At 64.3% G+C, this 16,329-nt stretch carries 16 protein-coding genes and 1 tRNA gene; 10 read left to right on the top strand and 7 right to left on the bottom strand.

Annotation, left to right across the window (positions count from 1 at the left end; all coding sequences use genetic code 11):
• The first annotated feature begins 36 nt into the window (after positions 1-36).
• The 10 genes from ftsZ (at position 37) to RQP55_RS06735 (ending at position 10,285) form a co-directional block, all read left to right on the top strand.
• On the top strand, positions 37-1,638 hold the full coding sequence (ftsZ, locus tag RQP55_RS06780) for a cell division protein FtsZ (RefSeq protein ID WP_315609429.1): 1,602 nt from the start codon (positions 37-39) through the stop codon (positions 1,636-1,638).
• A 108-nt stretch (positions 1,639-1,746) separates the two neighbouring features.
• Entirely contained in the window at positions 1,747-3,549 is a 1,803-nt protein-coding gene (locus tag RQP55_RS06775) for an SPOR domain-containing protein (protein ID WP_315609428.1), read from the top strand.
• A 107-nt stretch (positions 3,550-3,656) separates the two neighbouring features.
• Positions 3,657-4,163 (top strand): YbjN domain-containing protein, encoded by a 507-nt coding sequence (locus tag RQP55_RS06770; RefSeq protein ID WP_315609427.1) that lies wholly within the window; start codon positions 3,657-3,659, stop codon positions 4,161-4,163.
• 10 nt (positions 4,164-4,173) lie between these two features.
• Positions 4,174-4,986 (top strand): pyrroline-5-carboxylate reductase, encoded by an 813-nt coding sequence (gene proC / locus RQP55_RS06765; protein WP_315609426.1) that lies wholly within the window; start codon positions 4,174-4,176, stop codon positions 4,984-4,986.
• 106 nt (positions 4,987-5,092) lie between these two features.
• The gene (locus RQP55_RS06760) at positions 5,093-5,839 is read left to right on the top strand and encodes a Bax inhibitor-1/YccA family protein (protein WP_315609425.1); all 747 of its coding nucleotides are present in this window, start codon (positions 5,093-5,095) and stop codon (positions 5,837-5,839) included.
• A gap of 163 nt (positions 5,840-6,002) precedes the next feature.
• Positions 6,003-6,764 carry a hypothetical protein gene (locus RQP55_RS06755; protein WP_315609424.1) on the top strand — a complete coding sequence of 254 codons (762 nt, stop codon included), beginning with the start codon at positions 6,003-6,005 and terminating at the stop codon, positions 6,762-6,764.
• Between the two features lie 80 nt (positions 6,765-6,844).
• Positions 6,845-6,920, top strand: a tRNA-Ala gene (locus RQP55_RS06750).
• 232 nt (positions 6,921-7,152) lie between these two features.
• Complete coding sequence (obgE, locus tag RQP55_RS06745; protein WP_315609423.1) at positions 7,153-8,208, top strand: GTPase ObgE; 1,056 nt, start codon at positions 7,153-7,155, stop codon at positions 8,206-8,208.
• A gap of 38 nt (positions 8,209-8,246) precedes the next feature.
• Positions 8,247-9,377 (top strand): glutamate 5-kinase, encoded by a 1,131-nt coding sequence (gene proB / locus RQP55_RS06740; RefSeq protein ID WP_315609422.1) that lies wholly within the window; start codon positions 8,247-8,249, stop codon positions 9,375-9,377.
• Positions 9,374-10,285 (top strand): NAD(P)-dependent oxidoreductase, encoded by a 912-nt coding sequence (locus tag RQP55_RS06735; protein WP_315609421.1) that lies wholly within the window; start codon positions 9,374-9,376, stop codon positions 10,283-10,285. Before proB ends, RQP55_RS06735 begins: the two co-directional genes overlap by 4 nt.
• Before the next feature lies 1 nt (position 10,286).
• On the opposite strand, the gene RQP55_RS06730 is transcribed toward RQP55_RS06735, so the two are convergent.
• The 7 genes from RQP55_RS06730 to metC all read right to left on the bottom strand — a co-directional run bounded on the left by RQP55_RS06730 (position 10,287) and on the right by metC (position 16,318).
• Positions 10,287-11,072, bottom strand: coding sequence for a phosphoadenylyl-sulfate reductase (locus tag RQP55_RS06730; RefSeq protein WP_315609420.1), 786 nt, complete (start codon positions 11,070-11,072; stop codon positions 10,287-10,289).
• Positions 11,065-11,493 carry a DUF934 domain-containing protein gene (locus tag RQP55_RS06725; RefSeq protein ID WP_315609419.1) on the bottom strand — a complete coding sequence of 143 codons (429 nt, stop codon included), beginning with the start codon at positions 11,491-11,493 and terminating at the stop codon, positions 11,065-11,067. Before RQP55_RS06725 ends, RQP55_RS06730 begins: the two co-directional genes overlap by 8 nt.
• Positions 11,486-13,114 (bottom strand): nitrite/sulfite reductase, encoded by a 1,629-nt coding sequence (locus RQP55_RS06720; protein ID WP_315609587.1) that lies wholly within the window; start codon positions 13,112-13,114, stop codon positions 11,486-11,488. The genes RQP55_RS06725 and RQP55_RS06720 overlap by 8 nt, the downstream gene beginning before the upstream one ends.
• Positions 13,114-13,410, bottom strand: a complete 297-nt coding sequence (locus RQP55_RS06715; protein ID WP_315609418.1) for a DUF2849 domain-containing protein — start codon at positions 13,408-13,410, stop codon at positions 13,114-13,116. Before RQP55_RS06715 ends, RQP55_RS06720 begins: the two co-directional genes overlap by 1 nt.
• Positions 13,407-14,180: a uroporphyrinogen-III C-methyltransferase gene (gene cobA / locus RQP55_RS06710; protein ID WP_315609417.1), complete on the bottom strand. Its 774-nt coding sequence runs from the start codon at positions 14,178-14,180 to the stop codon at positions 13,407-13,409. The genes RQP55_RS06715 and cobA overlap by 4 nt, the downstream gene beginning before the upstream one ends.
• A gap of 66 nt (positions 14,181-14,246) precedes the next feature.
• The gene (locus tag RQP55_RS06705; protein WP_315609416.1) at positions 14,247-15,095 is read right to left on the bottom strand and encodes a mechanosensitive ion channel family protein; all 849 of its coding nucleotides are present in this window, start codon (positions 15,093-15,095) and stop codon (positions 14,247-14,249) included.
• Positions 15,092-16,318: a cystathionine beta-lyase gene (gene metC, locus RQP55_RS06700; RefSeq protein WP_315609415.1), complete on the bottom strand. Its 1,227-nt coding sequence runs from the start codon at positions 16,316-16,318 to the stop codon at positions 15,092-15,094. The genes RQP55_RS06705 and metC overlap by 4 nt, the downstream gene beginning before the upstream one ends.
• Positions 16,319-16,329: the final 11 nt, after the last annotated feature.

Below are 16,329 nucleotides of genomic sequence, written 5' to 3'. Positions count from 1 at the left end.
TGGGAATTGTATCCGCTTGCCGGACAGGAGCGCGCCATGAGCATCAATATCGGACCGCCAGCTGTTGAAGAGCTGCGTCCCCGTATCACCGTGATCGGGGTGGGCGGTGCGGGCGGAAACGCCATCGCCAACATGATCACCGCTGGCATCGAAGGCGTTGATTTTATTGTTGCCAACACCGATGCGCAGGCGCTGAATAACTCAATTGCCGAGCATCGGATCCAGCTTGGCCCGGACATCACCCAGGGGCTGGGTGCCGGTTCGCGCCCCGAAGTGGGCAAGGCTGCGGCTGAAGAAACCTTGGCTGAGATTGATCGTGCCCTCGATGGCGCGCACATGTGCTTCATCGCTGCCGGTATGGGCGGCGGCACCGGCACTGGTGCGGCTCCGGTCGTTGCCAAGGCTGCCCGTGAAAAGGGCGTGCTGACCGTAGGCGTGGTCACCAAGCCGTTCCTGTTCGAAGGCACCCGCCGCATGCGCTCGGCCGAAGCTGGGATCGAAGAGCTTCAGAAGCACGTCGACACGCTGATCGTCATTCCCAACCAGAACCTGTTCCTGGTGGCGAAGGCGGAGACGACCTTCAAGGAAGCCTTCCACCTCGCAGACGAAGTGCTGCAGCAGGGTGTCCGCTCGATCACCGACCTGATGGTCATGCCGGGCCTGATCAACCTCGACTTTGCTGACGTTCGCTCGGTCATGGCCGAAATGGGCAAGGCGATGATGGGCACTGGCGAGGGCCACGGTGAAAACCGCGCGCTCGAGGCGGCCGAAAAGGCCATTGCCAACCCGCTGCTCGATGGCGTGTCGATGCAGGGTGCCAAGGGCGTGATCATCTCGATCATCGGCGGCGAAGATATGAAGCTGCTTGAGGTCGATGAGGCCGCGAACCACATTCGCGAGCTGGTCGATCCGAACGCCAACATCATCTGGGGCTCGGCCTTCAATCCTGACCTTCAGGGCAAGATCCGTGTCTCGGTCGTTGCCACGGGTATCGAACAGAGCGCGGCCCAGGCCGAAGAAGCCAGCCGTCCGTTCAACCTGACCGCCGCGCGCGGCCCGGTTCGGCCGCAGGCTGAGCCCCAGCCGATCCAGCCGCTGTTCGAGCGCACCCAGACTGAGCCTGAGCGCGTGGCCGAACCGGTAGCAGAGGTTGCTCCGGAACCGGCTCCTGCGGCTGAGGAGCCTCCGGTTGCGTTCACTTCAGGTGAAGCCGCTTGGGAAGCGACCCCGGCTGCGGAAGAGCCGCAGGCGGAAGCTCCGGTTGAGCCTTTGGAACTAGAGTTCGAGGCCGATGAGCCGGCAGCGGAAACCGAAGCGCCGGTAGCCGATGAGCTTCTCCTCGATGCCTCGCGCTTGGTTGAAGAAGATCAGCCAGTTGCTGGCGGAATGCCAGAGCGTCGCCGCGGTCTTGTTTCGAGCGATAGCGGCGAAGCTGCTGCACTGGGTGAAGAGGCTCCGGCCGCACCTGTGGCCAAGGCTCCGCGGGTGTCTTCGGGCGGGGCGACCTTGTTTGAACGCATGGCCAACCTTTCACGTGGCGGACGTTCGAAGGACGAGAATGAGGATGATGAAGGGGACGATGGCGACGGTCCGTCGATCAGCATCCCTCGCTTCCTGGGCCGTCAGAACAACCAGTAATATGAATTGTACCCGGCGGTTCGGCGCAAAGCCGTTCCGCCGGTGGCAATTTTGGACTATTCGCTGTGGGCTGCCGGTTCAGGCGGTCACTCTTGCATCAGGGTCCCGATGTCCGCCACTATCCCGGCCAGACTGGTCCGTTTCGCGCTCTTAGCCGGGACTTCGTTTGCCATCGGTCTGGCGCCACTATCGGCGCAGGCCGACGATGATGAGATCGACACGGTCAGCCAGCCTGTGGTTCAACCCTTGCCTGGCGGACCGGGCATGCAACTCAATTCAGCGTTGGGGAAGTTGGCCCGGAGCCCGCGCGACGTGGCAGCGCTGGTTGAAGCGGGGCAGGCTTCGGCCGCGATTGGCGATGCGGAAGCGGCCATCGGCTTCTTCCGCCGCGCCGACCAGCTCCAGCCGGCCAATGCCAACATCAAGGCGGGGCTGGCCGGTGCCATGGTCCTCGGCGAGGACCCCTATTCAGCAATTCCGCTTTATGCAGAGGCGGAGCGGATTGGCCCGATCGAGCCACGGCTGCTGTCGGACCGCGGCCTGGCATATGACCTGGTTGGCGATAACGAGCTGGCACAGCGGTATTATCGCCAGGCCCTGGCCGCCAGCCCGGATGATGAAACCCTGCGCCGACTGGCTCTCAGCCAAGCTATTTCGGGTGACCGAAAGGGCATGGAAGTAACGCTCAGTCCGTTGCTCCAGAAGCAGGACAGGGCGGCTTGGCGGACACGCGCACTTGCTTTTGCGATCCTTGGTCTCGCTCCCGAGGCTGAGGCAATCACCCGAGCCAACTTGCCCGAGGCGGCTGCCGGCGGGATGGTTGCCTATTTGCGTTATATGCCGCGATTGACCCGGGCTCAGCAGGCTGCGGCTGCCAACCTTGGGCACTTCCCGCGGGCTGCAGAGATTGGGCGAGACGATCCTCGCATCGCTGCCTTTGTCCGGCCAAAGGCAGCGCTTGCCGCGGCCGAAAAGCCTGTGAGTGCGGCAACAGCGGCCTCGCGCAGTGATCGCTCCAGCCGCGCGCGTAGTCGCATGATTCCGTCGGATGTGCTGCCTGAAACCGCCAAGGGGGCGGCGGGGCGGGTCGATGTTCGGCCCACGCCACCTGAACCCCAGCCGGCGCGCGTAGCACCTGCTGTCGCGCCCGCGCCCGCGCCGGCCCCGGCCCCGGCTTCAGCTCCAGCTTCGACAGAGCCTGCGCCGGTACTTGCTACAGCAAGCGCGCCTGCACCCGCAGGCCCGGGCTTCGCTGTGCTGGACAGCGCCGATGATAAGCCTGCGTCGCCGGCGCCCGTGCCTAACCTCGCGCAAAGGGACGGGGCCGCGGTTGCTGAACCCGCGCCGACCCCGACCGCGACCTCGGCATCGACATCAAAGCCGACAGTCACGGTAATGCCTGCTCCTGCGCCCGCGCCTGCTCCTGCGCCGAAGAAGCCGCGCAATCTGGCAGATGTCTTCGCTGATCTCGCGCCGCCCAGCCGCGAAATTGAGCCAACCGCCGGTGCTGTCGATTTGCGGCGCCTTGCACCTACCCGGCCCAAGGCCGACGATGCAGCCAAGGTCGACGCCAAGATCGATCCCAAAACCGGTAAGCCCAAGGAACCGGCGAAGAGCCCCGCGGCCAGCCAGCCGAGCAGGATCTGGATCCAGCTAGCCGCCAGCCGCGACAAGGCTGGACTGACCGGTGATTTCCGCCGACTTGGCCGCAAGGATCCAGAATTATTCAAGGGGCGCAAGGGTTTCACCAGCGCCTGGGGGGCGGCAACCCGCCTGCTGACGGGGCCGTTTCCAAACGAAAAGGCCGCCACCGGGCTGCTTGCCCAACTCAAGAAGGCCGGGATTTCCGATGCCTTCGTGTGGACCAGTCCAGCTGGCCAGGTGGTCGACCCGTTGCCCGCTACGAAGTAACGCGAGCAGGTCTTTTCCACACCTTGTGAACAGGGTTGTATAGTTTTGCGCAGTTGCGAATAGGCTGCGCATTGTCCCCGCACCCGTTCCCAACGCATCCAGCGTCCATGATACAGGGCAACCGCGATTATCAGCGCGACGAGGATGCGGCTCCAGTCGACATGCTTGCGTCGCTTTTCGAAGCGCGCGGCTGGCCCTGCGAGTTCGTGGGCGAGGACGAGATCTCGGGAGAGATCAAGGGCAGCTGGGCCAATTATACGGTGCGGGGCATCTGGCGGCGGGAAGACCATGTCCTCCAGCTGCTGTGCCTGCCCGATATCCGGATACCCGATGACAAGCGCACCGGGGTTTATGAGCTGCTGTCCCTTGTCAACGAACAGCTATGGGTTGGCCACTTCGATATTTGGTCGAATGGTGGCGTGCTGCTCTATCGTCATGGCCTGTTGCTGGGCGATGAGGGGCTGCTGAGCCTTGCTCAGGCACAAGTCGCGGTCGAAGCTGCGATCGAGGAGTGCGACCGGTTCTATCCAGCTTTCCAGTTCATCCTATGGGGTGACAAGACCCCGGCTGAGGCGCTGGCTGCTTCGCTGGTCGATGCTGCCGGGGAAGCGTAAGAGCTTGCCGATGGGCAAGCTTGATTCGATCCTGATCGTTGGATGCGGCAACATGGGCGGGGCCATGCTGCGCGGTTGGCTGGCTGCCGGATCAGATCCGGCACGATTCACCGTTGTCGATCCCTTGCTGGCAGAGGTGCCAACAGGAGTGACTTTGCTTCGCGAACTGCCGCAGGGCAATTTCGACGGGGTCTTGCTGGGGGTAAAGCCGCAGGGCTTTGCCGAGGTCGCGGCCGTACTCGCGCCGCGCATCGACCGGTCTGTGCTGGTGCTGTCTATGCTGGCCGGGATCGAACTTGCCGGCCTTGCCAAAGCGCTTCCTCAGGCCCGTGGCTGGGTGCGGATCATGCCGAACCTGGCCGCGGCGCTTGGCAAGTCGCCGATGGCGCTGGCCGGCCGCGAGGTTGACCAAGCGTTGCAGGACGAAGTCTCGATGCTGCTGGCGCCGCTTGGTGCGCCGGAATGGATCGATGAGGTGCAATTCGATCTGGCAACGGCCCTGGTCGGTTCGGGGCCGGCCTTCGTCTACCGGTTCATTGATGCCTTGGCGGCGGGTGGGGCGGCCTTGGGCTTCACGCCCGAACAGGCCGAACGGCTGGCGCTGGCCATGGTGGAGGGCGCAGCCGAGCTGGCCCGGCAATCGGCTCATTCGCCAGCCGAGCTGGCCCGGATGGTCGCCAGCCCGGGCGGGACAACCGAAGCCGGGCTCAAGGTTCTGGACGCCGATCAGGCGCTTGAACGGCTGGCGAGCGCAACCTTGCGCGCGGCGCGGGACCGCGGGGCAGAGCTGGCCGCTTTTGCCGCTGCGCCAAAAGATTCCTAATCAGGACTAATACGTTCCGATTTCGCTTGAAAGCGAGTCCGATCTTACCGATATTCCACGCATCGGGCAGCTATCGGGCTGTCTGCAATATGGAGTTTAAGTCATCATGGCTAATTGGAACGATCCCCAGCCCACCAAGACGGGCTTCGGTGCGTCCCCCAGCCTCAATGGCGAAGTGCTTGGCACTGGCACGACCTATGACGCGGGTCTGCGCAAGCACATGCTCGCCATCTATAATTACATGGCCTCGGGCGTGCTGCTTTCAGGCATTGTCGCGCTGCTGTTCGCCAGCTCGGGTCTGGCCGCTCAGGTCCTGGCTACCCCGCTGAAGTGGGTGATCATGTTGGCTCCGCTGGGCTTTGTCTTCGGGATGAGCCTGGGTGCCAACCGCATGGCTACCAGCACGCTGCAAGCGCTGTTCTGGGGCTTCTGTGTGGTCATGGGTCTGTCGCTGTCGTCGATCTTCCTGGTCTTTACCGCCAGTTCGATCGCCAGCACCTTCTTCGCGACCGCCGGTGCCTTCGCGGGCCTGAGCCTCTATGGCTACACCACCAAGAAGAGCCTGTCGGGTATGGGTTCGTTCATGGTGATGGGCCTGATCGGCATCCTGATCGCGATGGTGATCAACATCTTCATGCAGTCGACCGCGCTCCAGCTGGCGATTTCGATCCTTGGCGTGGTGATCTTCGCAGGCCTTACCGCCTGGGATACGCAGCGGCTGAAGCAGGAATACGCCATGCTGCAGGGCACGGAGTTCGCCGGCAAGGCGGTGGTGCTGGGCGCGCTGACGCTTTACCTGGACTTCATCAACATGTTCCAGTTCCTGCTGAGCTTCCTCGGTAACCGCGAGTAACCTCGCGGCCCGCATTATCGGGCTTTGATCGTGCCCGGCGCGCTTTTCGGCGCGCCGGGCATTTTCTTTAGAAAAGTCTGAAGTTAAGAAGCCGCTTCAGCTTCGCGCAAGGTCGCAGCGGGTAGTCTGTCCACGCTCATGGAAGTGGTTCAGGGAGAGGACTGTGCAGAAGATTAGCGGGCTTTTTAACACTGCCCTTGTAGCGGGCGCGCTGTCATTGCTGTTGGTCGCCACCACAGCCGATGCCAAGAAGAAAAAGGCTCCCCCACCGCCGCCACCGCCGCCGGCGCAGACTTGGGTCTTTGTGCCCTGGAAGCCAAGCCCGCCCAATAATGCCTCACCCAATTTCGCCACGCCGCCGGTCGGGGCCGATGGGCTGCGGGTTAGTGTCAACCGCAACATTTCGTCAGCGCAGATGACCTGGAACCTGCGTTCGGGCTATAATGTGGCGGCGCTCAATTGCCTTGAGCCGCGGCATGCGAAGATCGTGGTGAACTACCGGGCCTTCCTGCGCACCCATGCAAAGGCGCTGCGCGCGGCCAATCTTAAGGTCGATAGCGAATGGCGCGGCAAATATGGGGCAGGGTTCATCAAGGCCCGCGAAAAGTACATGACCGAGGTTTACAACCGCTTCGCCATGCCGCCGACGCTATCAGCCTTTTGCGATGCGGCCCTGGCGGTCAGTAACGATGCCAAGCTCGTCAAGCCGGGCCAGCTCGACCGTTTCGCTGCAACGAACCTGCCCAACCTGGAAATTGTGTTTGACGATTTTTACAGGCGTTACGATCAATACAAGACCGAGCTGGCGGCCTGGGAGGCCAAGTGGGCGGGGTACACGCCGGGTACGAACATCTTGGTCCCGGTAACCAGCCCGCTCGCGATTGCCGAAGCTCCGGCGGCAGAGAGCCGCCCGCTTACGCCCTAACTTTGCTCTTCCATGGCCGTGGGGCATTCGCTAAGGGATCGCCTCGCAACGGGCGGCTTGCCGCCTGCTCGCACTGGAACGGGGCCGTAGCTCAGATGGGAGAGCGCGTCGTTCGCAATGACGAGGTCAGGGGTTCGATCCCCCTCGGCTCCACCAGTGTTATTGGGCTGTGATTTGCCCCCGGCCGGGCTGCGAACGGCGGTGTTCTGCGCTTCCGGTGCTTACGACCAGCAGGTCGCTCCGCTCCGGTTCTCGAACCCCGCCATTCTCGCTCCGGCCTGAGCCAAATCCCAACCCGATAACGTGCGGCAAGCTCAGACTCCGCTCTGGCTGAGCTTGCCGAAGCCCTCGCGCGACATTTTCCTCCAAACCCGTTAGAACCCTTCCCATGCATTTTCTCGACCAGGCCAAGATCTACATTCGCTCGGGGCAGGGCGGCCCCGGCGCGGTAAGCTTTCGGCGTGAGAAGTATGTCGAATATGGCGGACCCGATGGCGGCAATGGCGGCAAGGGCGGGGACATCATCTTTGAAGCCGTCGCCGGCCTCAACACCCTGATCGATTTCCGCTATGCCCAGCACTTCAAAGCGCCCCGCGGCGTCCATGGATCGGGCAAGGATCGCAACGGCGCGGCTGGCAAGGACTTGGTCATCAAGGTCCCGGTCGGCACGCAGATCATCTCTGACGAAGACCGCGAAACGGTGCTGCTGGACCTGACCGAGGCCGGCCAGCGTGTCACCTTCCTTGAGGGCGGGCTCGGTGGGCGCGGCAATGCCAGTTACAAGACCAGCACCAACCGCGCCCCCCGCCAGCATCAGCCGGGTGAGATGGGTGAGGAAATGTACGTCTGGCTGCGGCTGAAGCTGCTGGCCGATGTCGGCCTGGTCGGCCTGCCCAATGCGGGCAAGAGCACCTTCATCAACAAGATCACCAACACCAAGGCCAAGGTTGGCGATTATGCCTTCACCACGCTGAAGCCGCAGCTTGGCGTGGTCCGTCATCGGGATCGTGAATTCGTGCTGGCCGACATTCCCGGGCTGATTGCCGGGGCGGCTGAAGGCGCCGGCATTGGTGACCGCTTCCTCGGCCATATCGAGCGCTGCCGAGTGTTGGTTCATCTGATCGATATCAACGGGACCGATCCGGCTGAGGCGCTTGAGATCATCGAGGACGAACTGGCCGCCTATGGCAACGGGCTGGATGAAAAGCCGCGCCTGATTGCCCTGAACAAGGTGGACACGGTCGATGCCGAGCTGGTCAAGATGTTCATTAAGGAACTGAAGGGGGCCGGCGCAAAGAAGATCTATCCGATCTCTGGCGCGACGGGCAAAGGCATGGACGCCCTGCTTGATGCAGTGGTCGAATATCTGCCTGCCGCCACCGTGACCGAACGCCCGGATGGCGAGCGGGAAGAGGGCGAGGACAAGCCCTGGTCACCGCTCTAACCGTTGCATCCCGCGCCGATTCCCTTAATCGGCAAGGCATGAAGATTACCTGCCTGTCCGATCTGGCCGATGCCACGCTTTGTCGCCGCCTGGTGATAAAGGTCGGCTCGTCCTTGCTGGTCGGCAAGGACGGCGTGCGCCGGTCCTGGCTGGTCGGATTGGTGGAAGAGATTGCCGCGGCCCGGGCGCGCGGACAGGAAGTGATCGTGGTGTCATCCGGCGCGATCGCCCTGGGCGCGGCAACCTTGCGGTTGGAGAAGGGCGGGCGCGGCAGCCTGGCCGATGCCCAGGCGGCGGCAGCGGTCGGTCAGATCGCCTTGTCGAGCCTTTGGGCCGAACTGCTCGGTATGCACGGCCTGACGGCGGCGCAATTGCTGCTGACGCTGGAAGACCTTGAGGATCGGCGGCGCTACCTTAACGCCACGGCCACGTTGACCCGGCTGCTCGATGCCGGGGCCGTGCCGGTGATCAATGAAAATGACAGTGTCGCCACGCAGGAAATCCGCTTTGGCGATAACGACCGGCTGGCGGCGCGGGTCGCCCAGGCGGCCCAGGCCAATGCCGTGCTGCTGCTGTCCGATGTCGATGGCCTGTTTGATCGCAATCCGGCCGAACCCGGCGCAAGTCTGCTTTCGGAAGTGCGCGGCGTCACAGCCGAAGTTCATGCCATGGCGACGGGCGGTTCCTCATCGGGCATGGGCTCGGGCGGCATGACTTCAAAGCTTCAGGCGGCCGAAATTGCCGAACGCGCCGGGATTGCGCTGGCGATTGCCAGCGGCCTGCATGATGCCCCGATCGCCCGCGCGACAGCGGATGGGATTGGCACATTGTTCGTGCCGCGTCGCAAGGATGCCGGGCGCAAGGCCTGGCTGGGCGGACGGTTGCGGCTCAAGGGTGCGCTGGTGATCGATGCCGGTGCGGCGCAGGCGCTGGCCAAGGGCTCCAGCCTGCTGGCGGCGGGGGTGATCCGGGTCGAAGGAGAATTCCAGCGCGGCGATGCGGTGGCCATTCGCAACGATGCGGGCGAAACGCTCGCCAATGGCCTGGCCGAATACGATGCCGCTGAATGCGCCCGGCTGATGGGCCGCAATTCGGCCGAACACGCTGCCCTGCTGGGCTATGCGCCGCGTTCCGCGGTCGTCCACCGCGATCAGATGGTGGTGCTGTGACGATTGCCGTTACCGGGGCAACCGGCTTTGTCGGCCAGGCCCTGCTTGACTGCGCTGCCAGGGCGGGAATTGCGGTGCGCGCCTTGACCCGCCGCGATCAGCCCGCGCGTGACGGGGTGGAATGGGTTCGCGGTGACCTTGATGACCAGGCCGCGCTCCGCCGCCTGTGCAAGGGCGCCGAAGCGGTCATCCATGTCGCCGGGGTGGTCAATGCCCCGGATGCCGAAGGGTTCGAGCGCGGCAATGTTGCCGGCACCTTGAACGTGATCGAGGCCGCCCGCGCCACTGGCATACCGCGGCTGGTCCACGTGTCCTCGCTATCCGCGCGCGAGCCGGACCTGTCGGCCTATGGTGCCAGCAAGGCCCGCGCCGAGAAGCTGGTCCGCGCTAGCGGGATCGACTGGACCATCGTCCGCCCGCCCGGCATCTATGGCCCGCGCGACACCGAATATTTCGAGATGTTCCGCCTTGCCCGCTGGGGCCTGCTGCCCGTGCCGCCCAAAGACGGACGCAGTTCGCTGATTCATGTCGACGATCTGGCCCGGCTGCTGCTGGCGCTGTTGCCAGCCAGCGAGGAAGTTTCCCATCAGATCTATGAGCCCGATGATGGCCGCAAGCAGGGCTGGAGCCATTTTGAGCTGGCCCGCACTATCGGCTGGGCCATGGGCCGGCGCCCCTGGGTGATCCACCTCAGCCGCGCCTCGCTTGAACGGATTGCCCGGGCGGACCGGTTCGTGCGCAAACACAAGGCCAAGCTCACGCTCGATCGGGTTGGCTACATGTCGCACCCCGATTGGGTCGTCACCCGCGGCTCGCGCCCGCCCGCGGGCCTGTGGCAACCGCTGATCCCCACGCGCGACGGGCTGAAAGCCACCGCCGAATGGTACCGCGCCAGCAACTGGCTGTGATTTAGAACGCCGGATCGTATCCGGGAGGAAGATCGCTGGCAGCGCCATCGACATGGATGCCGCATTCGGTCTTGTCCCACCCCTTCCAGCGGCCCGAACGCGGGTCTTCGCCCGGCGCGACCTTGCTGGTGCAGGGCGAGCAGCCAATCGAGGGATAGCCTTGCGCGACCAACGGATGGGCTGGCAGGCCGGTTGCCGCGAAATAGGCGCGGATCTGATCGCTTGACCAGGTAACAAGCGGATTGATCTTGAGTCGGCCCTGCGCGTCGGTCTGATCCAGCTCGAACGTCTGCAAGCCGGCGCGGGTTGCGCTCTGGAAGCCCTTGCGGCCGGTGAAGCTGGCATCGAAATGCATCAGCGCAGCGGCCAGCGGCTGGACCTTGCGCAGATCGCAGCAGCCATCCGGATCATAGGACCAGCGCAGCCCGGTTTCGTCGCGCGCGGCAAGCGCCTGGGGCTGGGGTGCCAGGTTGACCAGGTTGGTCATGCCCAGCCGCTGCATGATCTCGTCACGATAGGCCAGCGTTTCAGGAAAGTGCTTGCCCGTATCGAGGAACAGCACCGGGACCGAACGGTCGATCGTGGCGATCAGGTGGAGCAGCACGGCGCTTTCCGCGCCGAAGCTGGATACCGCGGCAATATCACCGGCCAGACCTTCGCGCAGGACGGCACGCAGGATGGCCAGGGTGGGGGCACCGGCAAAGCGCGCATTGAGCGTCTCGACATCGGCCGCGGTGAAACGCGGGCCAGTGTCGAGCACGTCAAGGCGCCGTGCCGGTTCAGCCATGCCGCTTTGACCAGATCGCGGCACGGCCGTCGGTGGTCGGCTGGTAAACCTCGGCATAGCGGCCCAAGGCGTTCTCGGCATCGACCGGATCAAGCGGCACTTCCGGCGCAAAGGCATCAAAGCCGCAGCGACGCAGATAGGCCAGCTGATCCACCAGCACATCACCCACGGCGCGCAGTTCGCCAGCATAGCCGGCTTCGCGCAGGATCCGCGCAGCCGAGTAGCCTCGGCCATCGCCGAACACCGGGAAGTTCACCTCGATCAGTTGCAGCCGGGCCAGGTGCGGGATCAGGTCCCGTGCATCATCACCGGGCTCAAGCCGGACCGCGGCGGCGTTGGTCTGCTCGCCAAAGGCATCGACAGTCACGCCGGGGTCGGCCACGGGCTCGTCATTACGGAAGCGGAACTGGACTTCAGCCATAAATCGCCTCCTTGAACGGGGCCATGCCAATGCGGCGGTAAGTGTCGAGAAAACGTTCATCATTAGCGCGGTTTGCAAGGTAAACTTCGGTCGCCTTCTGAACCGCTTCAACAATACCGTCCTCGTCAAAGCCGGGGCCGGTGATCGTACCAAGCGAGGTATCTGCGCCCTCGCAGCCGCCGAGCAGGAGCTGGTAATTCTCTACCCCCTTGCGGTCCACGCCCAAGATGCCGATGTGGCCGGCGTGGTGGTGGCCGCAGGCGTTGATGCAGCCGGAAATCTTCAGCTTCAGCTCACCAATCTCCTGCTGCTTGCCGGCCAGCCGCTGGCTGATCTTTTGCGCCACCGGGATCGAACGGGCATTGGCCAGGCTGCAATAGTCCAGCCCCGGGCAGGCGATGATATCGCCAACCAGGTCGAGGTTTGCCGTGCCCAGCCCATTGGCTTCCAGCACTTGCCACAGCGCATAGAGATCGGCCTTCTTCACATGCGGCAGGACGATGTTCTGGGCATGGGTCACCCGCAGCTCGTCAAACGAATACTGCTTGGCCAGGTCGGCCATCAGGCGGATCTGCTCACCCGTGGCGTCACCCGGAATGCCGCCAACCGGCTTCAGGCTGATCGTCGCGGCGATATAGCCGGGCTGCTTGTGCGCCAGGCAGTTGTTGTCCACCCACAGCGCGAAATCGGGGTCGCTGCGGTCCAGTTCGTCGGGTGCGCCGGCATCGAACGGTGGGTCGGCGAACATCGCCTTGATCCGCTCCAGTTCGGCCAGCGGCGGCTCGATATTCTGGCTCAGGAGATGGGCAAATTCGGCCTCAACCTGGCGGGTATATTCTTCCTTTCCAAGCTCATGGACCAGAATCTTGATACGCGCTTTGTACTTGTTGTCGCGGCGGCCGTGGCGGTTGTAAACGCGCAGGCAGGCCTCGGAATAGGTGATGAACTGGTCAATCGGCACGAAGGGATTGATGCAAGGCGCGATCATCGGAGTGCGGCCCATGCCACCCCCGACATAGAAGGCCGCGCCGATCTCGCCCGCGTCGTTCTTCACGATCTGGATGCCAATGTCGTGCAGCTTCATCGCCGCGCGATCGATGTCCGATGCGATCACCGCCATCTTGAACTTGCGCGGCAGGAAGCTGAATTCCGGGTGGAAGGTGGACCACTGGCGGATCAGTTCGGCATAGGGGCGGGGATCGACCACTTCGTCCGCCGCGGCGCCGGCGTATTGGTCCGACGTGGTGTTGCGGATGCAATTGCCGCTGGTCTGGATCGCATGCATCTCAACCGATGCCAGGTCGGCCAAGATATCGGGCGCGTCTTCCAACTTGATCCAGTTGTACTGGATGTTCTGGCGCGTGGTGAAGTGGCCATAGCCGCGGTCATACTTGTCGGCGATATCGCCCAGCATCCGCATCTGCGCGCTCGACAGCGTGCCATAGGGAATGGCGACCCGCAGCATATAGGCATGCAGCTGAAGGTAGAGCCCGTTCATCAGCCGCAGCGGCTTGAACTGGTCTTCGGTGATGTGGCCTTCCAGCCGGCGGCGGACCTGGTCGCGGAATTCCTCGACGCGGGCATCGACCATCGCCTGGTCATACGTGTCATACTTGTACATCAGATCACCCAATCGCCAGCGGCAGGATCGGCCGGCTTCAAAGTCAGGTCGGGGCGCACGGTGGGGCCAAGGGCGCGGATGCGTTCCTTGATGTGCGCGGGGCGAACGCCGCCATCATCCTTGGCCGCGTCGATCGCATAGGCCGCGTTGACTCGGCGCGCGGCCAGTTCGCGGGCCAGGATCGTATCGGCATGATCGCCAACATCGACTGCGTCTTCGACATGGAGCGACCACTGCACGCCGTCCCACCAGGTAACGGCGCCGGTCTTCAGGTCATTGCCGGTCAGGATCTTCACTCTGCTGCCTCCAGCGCCAGCGCGCGCAATTGTTCGATTTCAGGTTCGGCGGTCACTTCGCCGATGATGATGATGGCCGGGCTCTTGACCTTCTCGCGCGCGACCAGGTCGGGCAGGCCGGCCAGCGGGCCGCGCAGCACGCGCATCTGTGGCCGCGTGGCGTTTTCCACCACGGCCACCGGCATATCCGGGGCGAGCCCGTCCTCGATCAGCTTGTCGGCAATCGCCTCGGCCGTGGCCAGGCCCATATAGATCACCAGCGTGCGGCCCTGCCCGGTCAGGCCGGCCCAGTTCTGTTCGGACAGGCCCTTGCACTGGCCGGCCACGAAACTGACGATCGAAGCCGAGCGGCGATGCGTCAGCGGCATTTGCGCAGCAGCGGCCGCGCCGATCGCCGCGCTGATCCCGGGTACGACCTCCACGGCCACCCCGGCGGCATGGCAGGCCTCGGCCTCTTCGCCGCCGCGACCAAAGATGAACGGATCGCCGCCCTTGAGCCGGACGACTTCGCTGCCGGCCAGCGCTTCGCGCACCAACAGGGCGTTGATCTCTTCCTGCGGCATGGTGTGGCGCGAGCGCCGCTTGGCAACGGAGATCAGCTTGGCCTCAGGCCGGGCCAGGGCAAGGATCGCCGGATCGACCAGGCCATCGTGGACAATCAACCGCGCGCGCATGATCAAGCGCGCCGCGCGCAGCGTCAGCAGGTCAGGATCGCCGGGGCCGGCACCAACCAGCCAGACCTTGCCGGCATGGGAAGAAGGATAGCTCATCCTGCCAAACTGCGCGCTTGGGCGCGCCGCTGCCAGCCAGAATGCCTTTGCAGGGGCTAAGGATAGCTATTGCGGCTGCATCTGCTCCGGCGGAACGGGCAGCGCGACACCGTTATCCCGGAACAGGTGCCAGACATTGCGCAGAATGGCCGAGCGGATCATGCCGGTGCCGATTTCGGGTTGGCTGATCGAAACTTGGATCTCGAATTCGATGGCCTTTTCGGCAAAGTTTACCAGCCAGACCGCCGGTTTGGGCTCGGGCTGGACGCGCTCAACCCCCGCGACCGCCTGCAGCATCAGCCGCTCCGCCAGCTCCAGGTCATTGCCATAGGCCAGGCGAACGGGGACCTTCAGCCGCTCATCCTTGGTGCTGGCGGTCCAGTTTTCGACCGCCGAGGTCATCAGCACCTCGTTCGGGATCAGGTACTTGATGTGATCGCGGGTGGTTACGGCGACGGCGCGGATGCCGATCCGGTTGACCTTGCCCACGGTTTTGTCCGCTCCGGTGCCGACGGCGATCACGTCACCCGGCTCGATCGAACGGTCCATCAGCAGGATGATGCCCGAAATCAGGTTGCCGAGCGTCTTTTGCAGGCCAAAGCCGATGGCCAGGCCGAATGCGCCGGAAAAGACCGTCAGCGCGGTCAGGTTGATGCCAAGCACATCGACCCCGAACAGCACCAGCGCGGTCCACAGCGCAATATTCGCCAGCTTTTCGCCCAGCACCTGCTGTGCCAGATCGAGCCGGGTCATGCGGCGGAACAGGCGGCGGACCAGCCGGCTCAGCGTCCAGCCGATCACCGTGATGCCGATGACAACCGTGAGGACCTTGAACCCGCCGAGCAGCGAAAGGTGATAGCCGCCGATATCAAAACCGACGGTATCAAGCCAACCGAGGAACTCGGGCCAGCTCATGCTGCGGTCCAGGCGGCAAGGCCGCGTTCCAGGTCAGCGATCAGGTCAGCCGGGCTCTCCAGCCCGATCGACAGCCGCACGCCAAAGCGGTCGGCACTGTCCATGCCGGGCAGCGGCCATTGCGTGGCGCTGCGCAGTGCTGCCGGGTCAATCGGCGTGACCAGGCTTTCGAACCCGCCCCACGAATAGCCGATCCCGAACAGGGTCAGCGCATCAATAAAGGCATCGCGCGCCTTGCCGTCCTTGCCCTTGAACACCAGGCTGAACAGCCCGCAGCCGCCGCTGAAATCGCGCGCCCACAAATGATGGCCCGGCGATCCTGGCAGCATCGGGCAGAGCACCCGCGCCACTTCCGGGCGGGCATCGAGCCACTGCGCCAGGGCCATGACGCTGGCGGTCTCGCGCTCCAGCCGGAGACTCATCGTTCGCAGTCCGCGCAGGGCCAGCGACGCATCGTCGGGCGAAACAACCTGGCCCAGCGCCTGGGCCGTCTTGCGCAGCATGGCGTAGAATTTCTCGCCCGCTGCGGCGCTTCCCATCATCAGGTCGGAATGGCCACCGACATGCTTGGTCAGGCTCATCACCGCGATATCAGCGCCGCGCTCCAGCGCCGGGAAGGCAAGCGGCCCAGCCCAGGTATTGTCGAGCACCACCGCAATCCCGCGCGCGTGCGCAAGGGCGGACAGCGCCGGCACGTCCTGTACCTCCAGCGTCAGGCTGCCGGGGCTTTCCAGCAGGACGGCTTTGGTTCGATCGCAGGCGGCCGCCGCGAAGGCTTGCGGATCGAGCGGATCGAACCAGCGGGTCTCGATCCCGAAGTCTTTGAGCAGGCCGCGCGCCATGAGGCGGGTCGGCTCATAGGCATTGTCGGTCATCAGCAGAACATCGCCCGGCCGCAGGACAGCCAGCAACGCCCCGGCAATCGCCGCAACGCCGGAGGGATAGAGCACGGTGCCTGCCGCGCCGGGTTCCAGTTCGGTCAGGGCATCGGCCAGCGCCCATTGGGTGGGAGATCCCCGCCGTCCGTAATAAAAATGGCCGTCCTCGTTGGGCTTGCCGGCATGGACCGCTGCTGCATTGGGATAGAGGTGCGTTGAGGCGCGCCAGACTGGCGGGCTCACCACCGATCCCGGCTGGCTGGGCGTCCCGGTCCATTCTGCGCTGCGCCCGGCTCCGACAAGGCGGGTGGCCGGTGCGATATTGTCAGGAGATTTCTTGGCCAAGCCCCGTCCGT

Origin of the sequence: Novosphingobium sp. APW14 (assembly GCF_032337075.1) — a bacterium.
Lineage (GTDB): Bacteria > Pseudomonadota > Alphaproteobacteria > Sphingomonadales > Sphingomonadaceae > Novosphingobium.
Note: the sequence above shows the minus strand (reverse complement) of the source record. Positions and strands in the feature narration are given on the sequence as shown.

What these genes read in the sequence shown, in the direction of transcription:
- ftsZ (WP_315609429.1), top strand. Translation starts at nt 37, where the DNA reads ATGAGCATCAATATCGGACCGCCAGCTGTTGAAGAGCTGCGTCCCCGT.
- RQP55_RS06775 (WP_315609428.1), top strand. Translation starts at nt 1,747, where the DNA reads ATGTCCGCCACTATCCCGGCCAGACTGGTCCGTTTCGCGCTCTTAGCC.
- RQP55_RS06770 (WP_315609427.1), top strand. Translation starts at nt 3,657, where the DNA reads ATGATACAGGGCAACCGCGATTATCAGCGCGACGAGGATGCGGCTCCA.
- proC (WP_315609426.1), top strand. Translation starts at nt 4,174, where the DNA reads ATGGGCAAGCTTGATTCGATCCTGATCGTTGGATGCGGCAACATGGGC.
- RQP55_RS06760 (WP_315609425.1), top strand. Translation starts at nt 5,093, where the DNA reads ATGGCTAATTGGAACGATCCCCAGCCCACCAAGACGGGCTTCGGTGCG.
- obgE (WP_315609423.1), top strand. Translation starts at nt 7,153, where the DNA reads ATGCATTTTCTCGACCAGGCCAAGATCTACATTCGCTCGGGGCAGGGC.
- proB (WP_315609422.1), top strand. Translation starts at nt 8,247, where the DNA reads ATGAAGATTACCTGCCTGTCCGATCTGGCCGATGCCACGCTTTGTCGC.
- RQP55_RS06730 (WP_315609420.1), bottom strand. Translation starts at nt 11,072, where the DNA reads ATGGCTGAACCGGCACGGCGCCTTGACGTGCTCGACACTGGCCCGCGT.
- RQP55_RS06725 (WP_315609419.1), bottom strand. Translation starts at nt 11,493, where the DNA reads ATGGCTGAAGTCCAGTTCCGCTTCCGTAATGACGAGCCCGTGGCCGAC.
- RQP55_RS06720 (WP_315609587.1), bottom strand. Translation starts at nt 13,114, where the DNA reads ATGTACAAGTATGACACGTATGACCAGGCGATGGTCGATGCCCGCGTC.
- cobA (WP_315609417.1), bottom strand. Translation starts at nt 14,180, where the DNA reads ATGAGCTATCCTTCTTCCCATGCCGGCAAGGTCTGGCTGGTTGGTGCC.
- RQP55_RS06705 (WP_315609416.1), bottom strand. Translation starts at nt 15,095, where the DNA reads ATGAGCTGGCCCGAGTTCCTCGGTTGGCTTGATACCGTCGGTTTTGAT.